We start from the raw sequence: 12336 nt of genomic DNA, 5'->3' as shown, positions 1-12336 counted from the left end.
CGCCTAGCTCCGCTCGATCGAGACTTCGCCGGTGGTCACATCTACCCGGCTGCGAAGATACAATTCCAGAGGCATGGGCTGCGCCCACATCACCGCGCGGATGTCATAGTCCACATGCATCTCGCCCGATTGCTTTTCCGAGCGCAATTCGACCGCGACCGAGCCTTTCACGATCCGAGGTTCAAACACTTCGATAGAATCGGCAATGGACTTCTGAATGCGCTGGGCTTGTCGCAGGGTCGAGAAAGAGCCCGAAGTCTGGCGGATGCCGTAGTTCAGGACCGACTTGGAGGCATAAGGATAGACATCCTCATCAATCAGATCGGATTGATCGGTGGTGTTCAGCAGCATGGACAGATCGCGCTGTATGATCTCGCGCAGGCGCCCGACGTCGATCACGCGGGACTCCCGCCCCTCTTTCAACTGATCCGGCGCGTCATCCGTCAACCGATCCAGAAGCGAGGGTTGCAGGCGTTCGGCAAGGGTCTTCTCAGCCATCTCCTGCCGCCACGTCCAGAACCAGTTCGCGAATGTCCAGCAGCGCGATGTCGGATTTGTCCGTTGTCAGCAAACGCTGGCCCAGCCCGACAAAGGTTTCACCGCCGGCATCGACCCAAGAGGTCGCCCGCGCCAGACGGGCGGCATCATCGCCCTGCTCGGTCGAACCGGCATAACGTGTTGGGATCAGGGCCGCGAGTTCTCCTCCGCTGGCAACGGTCAGCGTGCAGGCTGTCCAGACCGCGTCCCGCAGGTCGCTGGGCGGTTCGATGTCGATCCGCACGATCTGCGAAAACGGCAGCCAGAAATAGCGGCCATTCACAATCACTTCGAGGACCGGCCCCAGCCGCATATCGGCATCCGCGATCCATTCGAACGCTTCGCCATTCACCGTACCGGATGTCGCAGGCGCAGCGTCAAACGCTTTTGCGCGCAGCTCGGCGGCCTGGTCGAAATGCCCACCAGTTGTCAGTTTCTGTGCCTCGATCAGATGGGCCAGCCACTCTTCCGGCTCACCAAAAATCATCGGGGTCTTTTCACCGGCGAAGACCTTTTCGCGATAGACCTCGCAAATGATGGCCTCGCGATAGGTTTTGGCCATCATTGTGGCCGCTTCATCCATTTCCGCGCTCAGTTTCAACTGGGTGATCGCGCGCTTCCAGTCGCCCATCACACAGAGCAGTTGAAACAGAAAAATCCGCAGCTTCGCGTCTGCGGGATTGGCACGGACTTTATCTTGCAGAGTGGCCAATGTGGCCGCCAGATCGCCTGATTTAAGATGCTCTTCCGGCGTCATGTAACCCTCGCGCAGTCAGGATGGAAAAAGTGCAAAAGCCCCGGCAGCAAATGCCACCGGGACCCGTTGTCGTTTGAGACCTTAGCTGACGTCGCCGGTTTCCAGGTTCCACAGGAACTCGTTGCAGTCGCTGAGCTTGCCGGTTTTGAAATCGGCAATCTTGTATTTGACCGAGATGCCGCGATACGCGACGGTCCAGGTTTCCGACGGGATCGAGTCCTCGCCACCATCGACCGAGTAGCTGTCAATGATCGCGTCGCGCAGCTTGATGATCAGATAAGGCTCCATGCCTTTCTTTTCGTCATCGCCAGACCGGCACATATGGATCAGCATTTCCGAGTTCGACTTGCCCGACGCGACATAGGTCATGATCTTGGCAGACGCTTTGCTGAGCTCGGTGTTCAGGGTCACTTTGCCGAAATTCGCATTGGCATAGCCGCGCTGTGTGGTGCCCATGTCGGACATGTCCAGCGTCCGCTCAACCTCCCACGAGATCGACTTAACCGCGATCCAATCTTTGTGCTGCTTTTCCCGTGCTTCGCCCGGGAAGTCCATCTGTACAAATACGTTTTCCATTTTAGCCTTCCTCTTTTCTAGTTTCTAAACCCGGTTTACCGGAGGGTCGTAGCGGCGGCAGTGAAACACATCACATGCCGCCAATTTTTTTGACCTTTATCCAGCTTTTTCGGACGGAAGTTTCGATACGAGACGCAGAGAGACCGAAAGGCCTTCCAGCTGATAGTGCGGGCGCAGGAAGAATTTGGACGTGTAGTAGCCTGGATTGCCTTCGACATCTTCCACAACCACCTCGGCCGAGGCCAAAGGCTTACGTGCTTTTTCCGCTTCGGCCGAGATATCGGCGTTGAAGTCCACGTATTGGTTGATCCAGCCCTGCAGCCACGATTCCATGTCTTGGCGGCTTTTAAACGAGCCGACTTTGTCGCGCACCATGCATTTCAGGTAGTGTGCGAATCGGCAGGTCGCGAACAGATAGGGCAAGCGCGCCGCCAGATTGGCGTTCGCGGTTGCATCCGCATCATCATATTCCGCCGGCTTGTGCAGCGATTGCGCGCCGATGAAGGTCGCCGAATCGCTGTTCTTGCGGTGGATCAGAGGCATCATGCCGTTTTTGGCCAGCTCTGCCTCGCGACGGTCCGAGATCGCGATCTCGGTCGGGCATTTCATGTCCACGCCGCCATCGTCGGTCGGAAACGTATGCGCGGGCAGGCCTTCGACCGTACCGCCGCTTTCCACGCCACGAATGCGCGAACACCAGCCATATTCCTTGAAGGAGCGGTTGATGTTCACGGCCATACCATAGGCCGCGTTAACCCAGCTGTAGCTGTCGCTGTTTGCGCCGGTGGTGTCTTCTTCGAACGCAAACTCCTCGACCGGTTCGGTTTTCGATCCATAGGGCAGACGACCCAGGAAACGCGGCATTGCCAGACCAACATATTTGGAATCTTCGCTTTCGCGAAGGCTACGCCATGCGGCATATTCCGGCGTCTGGAAGATCTTGGTCAGATCGCGCGGGTTGGCCAGTTCCGACCAGCTGTCCATCTGGAACAGGCTGGGCTTGGCCCCGGTGATCAGAGGCGCATGCGCCGCAGCGGCGATCTTGGACATCTCGCCCAGCAGCTCGATATCCTGCGGGCTGTGGTCGAAGTGATAATCCGCTACCAGCGAGCCATAGGGTTCGCCACCAAACTGGCCGAACTCTTCTTCATAGAGCTTTTTGAAAATGGGCGACTGATCCCATGCAGTTCCTTTGAACTTGCGCAGGGTCTTGTGCATGTCCTTCTTCGAGATATTCATCACGCGGATTTTCAACATCTCGTCGGTTTCGGTGTTGTTCACCAGATAATGCAGACCACGCCACGCGCTTTCCATCTGCTGGAAATCGGCATGATGCAGGATCAGGTTGACCTGTTCGGTCAGCTTCTTGTCGATCTCGGCAATGATCCCTTCGATCGAGCGCAATGCGTCGTCCGAGATCAGGCCGGTATTGGCAAGCGCCTGTTCGGCCAGCGTCTTGACCGCGCTTTCAACAGCGGTTTTCGCCTGATCCGACTTGGGGCGGAACTCTTTCGTCAGCAGCGCCTCGAATTCCGAGGACCCAAACGCGGTTGCGCCTTCGGCGGCTTCTACCTTGGCTTCTTCTTCGGCCATCTTTTACTCCTCCTCGGCGGCGTCAGCGCCGGGTTTGGGCTGGGCTGCCAGTGTCTTCAGCAGCGACGGGTCCTGCATGATCTTCGTAATCAGATCCTCGGCCCCGGTTTTACCATCCATATATGTCATCAAGTTGGACAGCTGGGTGCGCGCATCCAGCAGCTCCTTAAGCGGCTCAACCTTCGCTGCAATCGCGGCGGGGCTGAAATCATCCATGCTCTCGAACGTGATGTCGACGGCCAGATTGCCCTCGCCCGTCAGGGTGTTCGGCACGGTAAAGGCCGCGCGCGGCGCCATCGACTTCATCCGGTCGTCGAAATTGTCGACGTCAATTTCCAGGAATTTGCGGTCGGCCACGGCGGGCTGCTCGACCTCGGATTTCCCGGCAAGGTCGCTCATGACGCCCATAACAAAGGGCAGCTGGACCTTCTTTTCGGCACCATAGAGTTCAACATCATATTCGATCTGAACTCTCGGAGCCCTATTCCGGGCTATAAATTTTTGTGAACTGTCAGCCATCTGATGCTCCTCGATTCATCCATCAGTGTTTCTTTTCAATCCGGTTTTCGGCTTGCGCCCAAACGGATCAATAATCGTCATCGTCGTCTTCTTTTATGCCGCCGATCTGGCGCACCTCGTCCAGACCCTCTTTTGCCATATCTTCGATAATCGTCAGAAAATCGGCATTCACAAGGCGCTTGGCGCGTTCCAGCAGAATAGGCAGCGGGCTGGAGGGCTCGCACCGGGCATAATAATCCATGATGCGTTCCAGCATCCGCGTGACATCTTCGGGCGTGTTGATCGCCCCACCGCCGCCACCGCCCGACGCCATCGGCGCGGCCGGGGCACCCGATGGGCTGCTTGGGCTGTCATCGTCGCCGGAGTCGACTTCTTCGGCCTCACCGACATCGGCATAGCTGGCCAACGCCTGCTTAATGCTTTTCAGCGCATCAGACAGAGGCGTCAGATCCGGACCTTCGCCGGGAGTTTTGTCGCTGAATACAGCGTCGATTGCCTCGACATCATCCAGAGCCGCGGACGCCGCATCGGCATTGGCCTCCAACACCTCGTCATCGGTGTCTTTGAACGCGGCGGCAACCCCGGTTGCATCCGGCGCGTCGTCCAGATCTGCGGGCATATTGATGCGACCCTCGGCGACATCTAGATGGCGCAGGGTCATCCGACCGAACATGCGGCTGTCTGTCAAAGCGGTCCGACGCAAGGCGCGTACCATCCGATCGGACGAGGCCAGACCGCGCACCGCGTTGATACGCATGGTGGCATCGCCGTCGTCTTCGTCCAGCTCGGGGTGGCAGGTCTCCCAATTGTCTTCCAGCAGAGATTTCACGTAGCCCACAGCCGAGGCAAAGGCGGGCAGACCTTTGGTGTGCAAAACAGCCTCGGCCAGATAGATCGCAGCGCGAATGTCATGGCTTTTTTCCATGACGGCGAGGGCCTTTTCCTCGACATCGCGCCAGTCCTGTTCTTCGGCCGCGACGACCTCATCGCCCATCTGACGCTCTTCGCCCGGCTGGGCCGCGATCTCTAGGTCCGTAAAGGCCGGATCGTATTCCAGATTTTCTCCGCTGGGGGGTTCGTCGTCTCTGGGCTCCAGATAAGATGAAAGGTCCATTTTATTCCCAATACCGTCCTGTTCGATCGCAGCTTGTTGTTCTTGTTGAATCGCTTACAGCAGCGCCTGCAATCTTGTGTATGAATTAGTTCACATGATGGCGAAACTCGCAAACACTTCCCGTTTCCTCTGCGGTTTGTGTGGTTAATCGGTCGCAATGCGCAGACCAGGTCGAGGTCAATATACACATTTTCCCGACCCGCCGTACCGTTTGTTTACGCTAGGGCAAGTTCATCATTCCATCGCGAACGTGACCCATTGCAGAAATATCTTCCCGCATGCGCCCTGTTTCTGCAATGTTCAGTGCTAAGACCCGCGACGCAAGACATCGGATGCGGGTTCAACGACCGGCAGCAGAGGTAGGAAGATGAGAAAATCGCTTTTCGGCGCAGTTGCATTGACACTGATGGCCGCAATCGCGCAGGCCGATGAGGGCCGCCTAGGAATCGAGCTGAACAAATTCGAACCCGCCGATGGCGGAGGATGCCGCGCGTTCTTCCTGTTTCGCAACCAGACTGACAACAGTTTCGAAGAATTCGAGATGTCGCTGGCCATCCTCGACAGCGATGGCGTGATCGACCGGCTGCTGTCCATCGACGCGGCCCCCCTGCCCGTTCAACGCACCGTTCTGAAACTGTTCGAAATCCCCGAGATTGAATGCTCCAATATCTCGGAGGTGCTGCTGCATGACCTGCCGGCCTGCAAGCCCCAGAACGCCGAACCTCTGGATTGCTTTCCACTGCTGGCGCTGGGCAGCAAGACCTCAGCCAATCTGGCGCAATAGATCATGTTCGGGCTCGAGACACTGGGCGCAGGAGGCCCAATCATCGCAATCCTTGGCGCGTTGTCGCTGCTCTCTGTCACTTTGATTGTCATCAAGGCGATGCAACTGGCCCCGGTTCGGTCCGGCGAAGGCGCGAGGGACACGGCGCTGGTGCAATGGTCCAAGGGCGACAAGCAGGCGGCACAGGCCGCCGTCGCTGCGGGGAAATCTCCGGCTGATCGCGTCTGCGCCTATGCCATGCAGGCGCTGAACGATGGGTTCAAGGGACCCGCTTTGATGGCCGAACTTATTCGTCGCGGCAATCAGGAATTCGCGGCCATGAACACATGGATTCGCGTGCTAGAGCTGATCGCAATGATCTCGCCCCTGCTTGGCCTGTTGGGGACTGTGACCGGTATGATCCAGTCATTTCAGGAGCTGGAGCTGGCGCAAGGCGCGGCCAATGCCTCGGTCCTTGCGGGCGGAATCTGGCAGGCATTGCTGACCACCGCCGCCGGCCTGTTGGTTGCCATCCCCGCCGCTGTCGGGGCATCGCTGCTATCGGGCCGCGCAGAAGCGGGCGCTCAGGCGATCGAGAACGCGGTCGGGCAGTTGATGGTGATCGAGGAACGCGGCACGCAGTAAGGGTTCACACATGTCCACCGAGCCTAGCCTGAACAGACGCAGACCGACACGGCCCCTGATCTCGCTGGTGCCGATGATCGACGTGATGCTGATCCTGCTGGTGTTCTTCATGGTGACCTCGACTTATCTGAACCTCGACATGATCCCGGCATTGGCTCAATCGGATCGCCCAGCAGCCTCCGGCACCTCGGGTGAACCCGCCAGCGCCGTGGTGATCCGTATCGGAAGCGACGGAGCGCCCTATTTCCGCGGGCAAGCGCTGACCTCTGAGGCGCTTGAGTCACTGTTGTCCGACAGGATAGCCCAGGCCCCGGCAACTCCGGTGATCGTTCTACCCACCGGCAGTGCCCGCATGCAGGCGCTGGTTACTGTCATGGACGTCGTCACCCGCGCAGGCGTGACCAACATGCGCGTCGTCCGGCTGGAGGCGCGCCCATGAGGATCACCCGCCCCGCCCCGCGCCATCACCCCGAGACCATCATCGCCCTGATAGATGTCGTCTTTTTCCTACTGGTCTTCTTCATGCTGATCGGACGCATGGACGCCACCGCGCCATTCGACGTGACCCCGCCGGTGTCGCAATCCGGAGCGGATATGCCAGCAGGAGGATTGACCCTATCGGTGAGCGCTGATGGCCAATTGGCCCTGGACGGAACAGAACTTTCGGCGGATCAGATCGCACTATCGGTCGAGGAGGCGCTGACGGAACAGCCGGACCTGCTGCTGCGGATAAACGCCCATCAGGCTGCCGCCCTGCGTGAGGTCTTGCCCTTGATCGCCAAGTTCGAAGCGATGGGCGCGCGGGATGTGGTGCTGGTCGTTACACCTCCGGGACCGGTCCGGTGACGCGCACTCCGCTGATATGGGGCGTCGCGCTGTTCTGTTCGGTTGCCGTTCACGCAGTGGCTGCGGTCGTTCTGCTTTGGTCTACGGAGCCTGAACCCGTGATCGAGCAGCCCGTACCGGAAACAAGGATGCAGCTTTCGGCGCATCAGGTGAAACAAAGCACCGCAGCGCAGACGCAGCCGGATGCAGAGGCGACCTCAACCGAAGAAACAAGCGGCGCGCGATTGGCGCAGGGCTCTATTTCACAATCTTCGGCCCCAGAGATTGCCGCAAATGCCCTAAGCCTCGCGACCAGCGACCAGGTGGCCAACCAAACGCAAGCTCTGGCGGCCGTTCCGGACAAGCCGCAACCTGTCGTTGCCGAACAGGCGGTTGCGGTATCTCTGGCCTCAGCCGAGTTGCCAACGACCACGTTATCATCCAACCGCGCACCGACAGATACAGTGGCGGTGACTCAACCTTCTTTCGATGCCGCTAAGGCGGTGCAGGCGCAGCCCGTCGCTTTGATCCAAACCCAACCGGACGTCCCAAAGGCCAAGGCAGCTGATGTGTTTTCGGCAACCGGCGATTCCCCGATTGATCCCGTAAGCCTCGCTGCCTTTCAAAGTTTCACGCGACCCGAAGATGCGGGCCAAGCAGCTGAAGACCTGCGTGATGGCATAGATGGCCTGCTGGCCCAGGTACCCTGCTCACGCCTTCAGGTGCAGTTCCGTCCAGAAACAAATACGCTCGAACTGATCGGTCATATCCCAGAAAACGGCCTTCGCGGGCCTGTCCTGTCGGCGCTTCAGGCGCAGATGGGGGCCAATATTCAGGTCACAGACAATCTGCTGATCCTTCCCCGACCCCAATGCGGCGCGCTCAGCGGGATTGTCGATGTGGGCTTGCCACAATCTACTGACCAGATCACCAACCCCTTATTGGTGGGAGATGATATTCACACGCGAGAGTTTCGCTACGCTTCAGGTCAGCAACTGGTCCTTGATCTGACCGGAGCCGACTACGACGCCTATATCTATGTCGACTATTTCGACGCCGACGGTCAGGTCATACACCTTAGCCCAAACGCATCGGTCCCTCTTGCGCGAACACCCGCCAAATCTGCATTCAAAGTTGGCGCTGAAAAACAAGGCGACCCCGGCCTTTTCATAACTATCGGCCCTCCATACGGACAAGAAATCGCAGTGGCCTTTGCGGCGTCGACCCCCCTCTTTGAAGAGGAAAGACCCCTGATCGAACCGGCGGGACCCTACCTTGAATTTCTCAAGGACCGAGTCGCTGACGCCAGCGCCAAGGACCCAGAATTCAAAGGCGAATGGGTCTATTTTTTCATAACCACGTCCGAATAACCCAGCCACGGACTACCAATCGACCCTTTCATAGGCCTCTGTCTCGATACTCGTGATCTCGGAATGTGAGGGCGAGATTACGTCTTCATTCAGAACATCGTCAGCGTCGTCCTGCGCGGCATCGGATGAATCAGCATCCCAAGATGCTACATCCCCGTTGCCCGAGGCATTCGCAAAAAACTCGAATTCATCCGGCGCGTCGAGTTTCGTAAGCGTAACAACATCTCCAACCTCCATCGAAAACGCCGTTGTCGATGTCACCGGCGCGCCGTTAAAGCCGGTATCCGAGATCACGATCTGGCCCTCAATTGCGCCCTCAAACCCCGGTGGCGGCGAGATTTCAAGGTAGCCGATATCCCAGCCTGTTACATCAACCAGCCCCCCATTCGACATCACCGCCGTCTCAGTACCGACGATCAGGCTGTTGGCTGGCAACCCCTCAATTGCCACGTCCGCCTGTTCACTTGCGCCCGCAAGGTCAATGCCAAGCGCCAAGGTCCCGTTTTCTTCAATCGCCAGTCCCGGGTCCGCCTGCACCAAGGCGCGGCCCTCTGTATCAGGGCCATCCCATTCCAGTTTTAGCCCCGCATGCCCGTAATTTTCGAAATACCTAACCTCGATATCATGGATGCCCGGGTCGAGCTCGATCTGACCGGCTCGGGTCCTATAGGCGTGGAGACCATCATTCTCGATCACCTCGATACCATTGACGAACAATACGACGCCATCATCCCCTCCGGCAAAGAACGTGTATGTGCCGCCTTCTTCGACCGAAATGCGCCCCTCCAAGCGGGCGCCAAATGTGTCTTTTGATCCGCCTTCCCAAAACGAGTCAGCGCTGTTTTTGTAGTTAATTTCAGACACAATTTCCTGGTGTGTCGGGTCGGCACTCCAATCAATGTCGTCCAATTTTGACAGCCTACTTTCCACGTCGAAGTAACGGGCCTGAAATCCTCCAGTCACTTGCGCAGTCGGGGCAAAAACCTGCGCCGGGTGAACCTCGAGTGACACTGTCTGGACAGCGTCTTGGCTACCACCTAATTCGGTTGGAGTGGAGGAGCGTACCCCCACATCAATAGAGCCCGAGAAATCGAATGGAGGCTGTATGGTCAGCGCGCCCCCCTGCCAGCTGCCCATTTCTACTGTCCCGTCTGGACCGGCAGCATGGGTCTGACCGTCCACTTCAACCTGCGTTCCCGACGGCAATCCATCCAAGGAAAAAAGGGTATCGTGGCCAATTTCCAGAGCTGCTGTGTCGATATCGAAAGCGAGCGGAGTCCCCGCCACGACCTGCGCCTGAGCGACATCCGGGGCCGAAACAAGCTGTCGGCCGTCAAGGCCGGGGCCATCCCATTCCAGTTTCAGGCCTGCTTCGCCCGAATTCTCAAAATAGCGAACCTCGATAGCATGCGCTCCGGGTTCGAGATCAATCTGGCCCGACCGTGTTTGATATCCATGTGAATCGTCCTCGTTGATAACCGGCACTCCATCAACAATCAGCATCGCGCCTTCGTCTGCTCCGAGATGAAAAGTGAACATCCCGCCCTCGGAAACCTGTACCGTTCCGGTGACCTCAACGCCGAACGTGTTTCGTGACCCGTCTTCCCAAAAGGACCCGCGGCCAACTTCGTAGTCAATCTCCGTCGTAACCTCTTGATGCGTGGCGGGCGCGTCCCAGTTCACGTCCTCTAGTCGCGTTACGCTGTGGTCGACATCGAAATATTTGGCGTGAAACCCGGTGCTGATCGACATGTCGGGCCTGTCTGCAACAGAGATCGAAAATGTCTCGGTCGTGCTTAGCCCGCCTTCGTCAACGACAGTCACATCAACCGTCAAGGCCTCAGCCTCAATGCGATCAAGCGCCACATCCGGTTTCAGACGTAGCTGCCCGCCAATCACTTCGAACCTGTCATCCGAAACCTCGACACGGTGCGTATCACCATGATCGGGATCATCGAACCGAACCTGACCAACCACGGCACCCGCGACATGTTCAGCCACGGTCAACTGCGCTTCGGTCAGAGTGATATTGTCAACCAACGCGCCATAGGAGTCATTCTGGCCTTCGGCCTCACGCAGTTCCAGCTTGTCCTGACCCGTACCGACAACCTGTAGTTGGAACGTCTCCCAATCCGACGATTTGGGATCAAGTTCTGCAACCAGAGTGTCGCTCCAATACACCTCAACCGTATCGGTGCCATTCGCAAGGCGTTCGCGCAGGTCGAGGCCCAGATCATAGAGCTGCCCCTCTTGCGTCTGCACAACCTGAGAGATGCTATCCATGCCCCAGCCATGGTCCATCTCCATTACCTGATCACCGTCCGAGGCCTGCAGCCCTCCTAGGCGGTCCCATATCTCGATCCCGTTGGCATCGGTCCAGGCACCGGATTGATCATCGTCAAACCCCCTCCACCGGCCCTGTGCAAGGTCGAATTCCTCAAAGCTGCCGTTCCGGATCAGGTTTTCTGTTCCGTTTTGAACAGTCAGATCAATCGGCGCTTCGTTGATATCCTGAACCGATATCGAGAATGTTTCGGTGACGCTCAAACCTCCGGCGTCGGTCGCTTTGATACTGATTTCAATGTGATCTTCGGCCTCATGATCCAACGAGATACCGGGTCGCAAGTGCAATTGCCCGTCCGAGATTTCAAAGCGTTCATCCGAGATCTCATAGCTTTGGGTGTCATTCAGATCAGGATCCACGACGGAAATGTTTCCGACCGTCGCCCCCATCGCGTTTTCGGCTAGGGTTGTGTTGTCCAAAGACACAGTTTCCGGGCCTTCGTTCACATCTGCAACGTCGATTGTGAAACGCTCAGTCAAGCTCAACCCGCCCTCATCCGTAACGGTGACATCCACCTCAACACTGCCTGCGTCTTCATGGTCGAGCGCAACGCCGGGCTTCAACCGCAACTGACCGTCGACGATTTCGAACCGAGGATCAGACACCTCAAACTGATGCGGCCCATCCGAATCTGGATCAAACACCGTAATGGTCCCGACCACCGCGCCTTCATCATTCTCTGATAGGCTTGAGCCGTCGAGCATGACATCTTTGGGGGCTTGGTTTTGTTCTTCCAATGACTGAGGGGGCAAAGTCGCAGAAATTGTCGGAGGGTTGGGCGCGTTCGGCTCGACCGCAGCCGAAAGTTCAGGCAACTCGGCCGATACATCGGCAGTAGGAAGCGGTCCGACAGTTGTGTCCGCAGAGGAGACCATCCCTTGATAGTCCGATTGCCCACTTTCGCCAGATCGGCTTGTGTTCACAGACGAATTAGCCCGCGCGACAACGTTTTGCGGTGCGCCTGTTCTGTCTGAATCAGCACTTTTTTCAACCATCGCGTTTTCAGCGAAATTGACACCAGCCGAAGGGGCCCCGCCATTGATCTGGGCTTCATCCAGCACCCCTTGCGCCTGTTCGCCCGTATGCAGAGTACTCCTGGTCGGGTCCTCAGCCGAACTTGCAGGTGCCCGTGAAAGATGTTCTGCAATATCCTGCTTTTCGCTTTGCGCAGACTTCGCGGAATTCGCTTGAAAATTCAGATTGATGTCCGGCTTTTTCATCGCAAAACCCCGATTTACCTAAAGACGATTCCCAAAAACCAGTAGCACGCGGAGCTTTCTCGAAAGTTACTGA

General features: G+C 57.6%; 12 protein-coding genes. 5 read left to right on the top strand and 7 right to left on the bottom strand.

The genetic code is table 11. From position 1 onward, the window contains the following. Positions 1-3: 3 nt before the first annotated feature. The 6 genes from tssE to tssA all read right to left on the bottom strand — a co-directional run bounded on the left by tssE (position 4) and on the right by tssA (position 5096). Positions 4-498, bottom strand: coding sequence for a type VI secretion system baseplate subunit TssE (tssE, locus tag J7394_RS12350; RefSeq protein WP_209253397.1), 495 nt, complete (start codon positions 496-498; stop codon positions 4-6). Beyond that, positions 491-1294, bottom strand: a complete 804-nt coding sequence (locus J7394_RS12345) for a type VI secretion system accessory protein TagJ (RefSeq protein ID WP_209253396.1) — start codon at positions 1292-1294, stop codon at positions 491-493. The genes tssE and J7394_RS12345 overlap by 8 nt, the downstream gene beginning before the upstream one ends. Positions 1295-1375: 81 nt before the next feature. Further along, positions 1376-1870: a type VI secretion system tube protein Hcp gene (locus J7394_RS12340; RefSeq protein ID WP_209253395.1), complete on the bottom strand. Its 495-nt coding sequence runs from the start codon at positions 1868-1870 to the stop codon at positions 1376-1378. Positions 1871-1966: 96 nt separating this feature from the next. Continuing rightward, positions 1967-3463 carry a type VI secretion system contractile sheath large subunit gene (gene tssC, locus J7394_RS12335; RefSeq protein ID WP_209253394.1) on the bottom strand — a complete coding sequence of 499 codons (1497 nt, stop codon included), beginning with the start codon at positions 3461-3463 and terminating at the stop codon, positions 1967-1969. 3 nt (positions 3464-3466) lie between these two features. Then, positions 3467-3982 carry a type VI secretion system contractile sheath small subunit gene (gene tssB / locus J7394_RS12330; protein WP_209253393.1) on the bottom strand — a complete coding sequence of 172 codons (516 nt, stop codon included), beginning with the start codon at positions 3980-3982 and terminating at the stop codon, positions 3467-3469. Positions 3983-4049: 67 nt separating this feature from the next. After that, positions 4050-5096 carry a type VI secretion system protein TssA gene (gene tssA, locus J7394_RS12325; RefSeq protein ID WP_209253391.1) on the bottom strand — a complete coding sequence of 349 codons (1047 nt, stop codon included), beginning with the start codon at positions 5094-5096 and terminating at the stop codon, positions 4050-4052. Positions 5097-5463: 367 nt separating this feature from the next. On the opposite strand from tssA, the gene J7394_RS12320 reads away from it, so the two are divergent. The 5 genes from J7394_RS12320 to J7394_RS23120 are packed head-to-tail and all read left to right on the top strand — an operon-like array spanning position 5464 to position 8699. Continuing rightward, positions 5464-5880, top strand: coding sequence for a hypothetical protein (locus tag J7394_RS12320; protein ID WP_209253390.1), 417 nt, complete (start codon positions 5464-5466; stop codon positions 5878-5880). 3 nt (positions 5881-5883) lie between these two features. Further along, the gene (locus J7394_RS12315; protein WP_209253388.1) at positions 5884-6504 is read left to right on the top strand and encodes a MotA/TolQ/ExbB proton channel family protein; all 621 of its coding nucleotides are present in this window, start codon (positions 5884-5886) and stop codon (positions 6502-6504) included. Positions 6505-6514: 10 nt separating this feature from the next. Then, positions 6515-6943, top strand: a complete 429-nt coding sequence (locus J7394_RS12310; RefSeq protein ID WP_209253386.1) for a biopolymer transporter ExbD — start codon at positions 6515-6517, stop codon at positions 6941-6943. Continuing rightward, positions 6940-7350, top strand: coding sequence for a biopolymer transporter ExbD (locus J7394_RS12305; RefSeq protein ID WP_209253384.1), 411 nt, complete (start codon positions 6940-6942; stop codon positions 7348-7350). Before J7394_RS12310 ends, J7394_RS12305 begins: the two co-directional genes overlap by 4 nt. Further along, positions 7347-8699, top strand: coding sequence for a DUF4384 domain-containing protein (locus tag J7394_RS23120; RefSeq protein ID WP_209253382.1), 1353 nt, complete (start codon positions 7347-7349; stop codon positions 8697-8699). The genes J7394_RS12305 and J7394_RS23120 overlap by 4 nt, the downstream gene beginning before the upstream one ends. A 12-nt stretch (positions 8700-8711) precedes the next feature. On the opposite strand, the gene J7394_RS12295 is transcribed toward J7394_RS23120, so the two are convergent. Further along, a complete protein-coding gene (locus J7394_RS12295; protein WP_209253380.1) occupies positions 8712-12263 on the bottom strand; it encodes a PA14 domain-containing protein in 3552 nt (1183 codons plus the stop codon). Positions 12264-12336: the final 73 nt, after the last annotated feature.

The organism is Ruegeria sp. R13_0, from assembly GCF_017743995.1.
Classification (GTDB): domain Bacteria; phylum Pseudomonadota; class Alphaproteobacteria; order Rhodobacterales; family Rhodobacteraceae; genus Ruegeria.
The sequence above is the reverse complement of the archived record's forward strand: the minus strand, read 5'-3'. Positions and strand labels throughout refer to the sequence as shown.

Coding starts and splice junctions, on each gene's coding strand:
- tssC (WP_209253394.1), bottom strand. CDS start 3,463: ATGGCCGAAGAAGAAGCCAAGGTAGAAGCCGCCGAAGGCGCAACCGCG.
- J7394_RS12310 (WP_209253386.1), top strand. CDS start 6,515: ATGTCCACCGAGCCTAGCCTGAACAGACGCAGACCGACACGGCCCCTG.
- J7394_RS12340 (WP_209253395.1), bottom strand. CDS start 1,870: ATGGAAAACGTATTTGTACAGATGGACTTCCCGGGCGAAGCACGGGAA.
- J7394_RS12305 (WP_209253384.1), top strand. CDS start 6,940: ATGAGGATCACCCGCCCCGCCCCGCGCCATCACCCCGAGACCATCATC.
- tssB (WP_209253393.1), bottom strand. CDS start 3,982: ATGGCTGACAGTTCACAAAAATTTATAGCCCGGAATAGGGCTCCGAGA.
- J7394_RS12320 (WP_209253390.1), top strand. CDS start 5,464: ATGAGAAAATCGCTTTTCGGCGCAGTTGCATTGACACTGATGGCCGCA.
- J7394_RS12345 (WP_209253396.1), bottom strand. CDS start 1,294: ATGACGCCGGAAGAGCATCTTAAATCAGGCGATCTGGCGGCCACATTG.
- tssA (WP_209253391.1), bottom strand. CDS start 5,096: ATGGACCTTTCATCTTATCTGGAGCCCAGAGACGACGAACCCCCCAGC.
- J7394_RS12315 (WP_209253388.1), top strand. CDS start 5,884: ATGTTCGGGCTCGAGACACTGGGCGCAGGAGGCCCAATCATCGCAATC.
- tssE (WP_209253397.1), bottom strand. CDS start 498: ATGGCTGAGAAGACCCTTGCCGAACGCCTGCAACCCTCGCTTCTGGAT.
- J7394_RS12295 (WP_209253380.1), bottom strand. CDS start 12,263: ATGAAAAAGCCGGACATCAATCTGAATTTTCAAGCGAATTCCGCGAAG.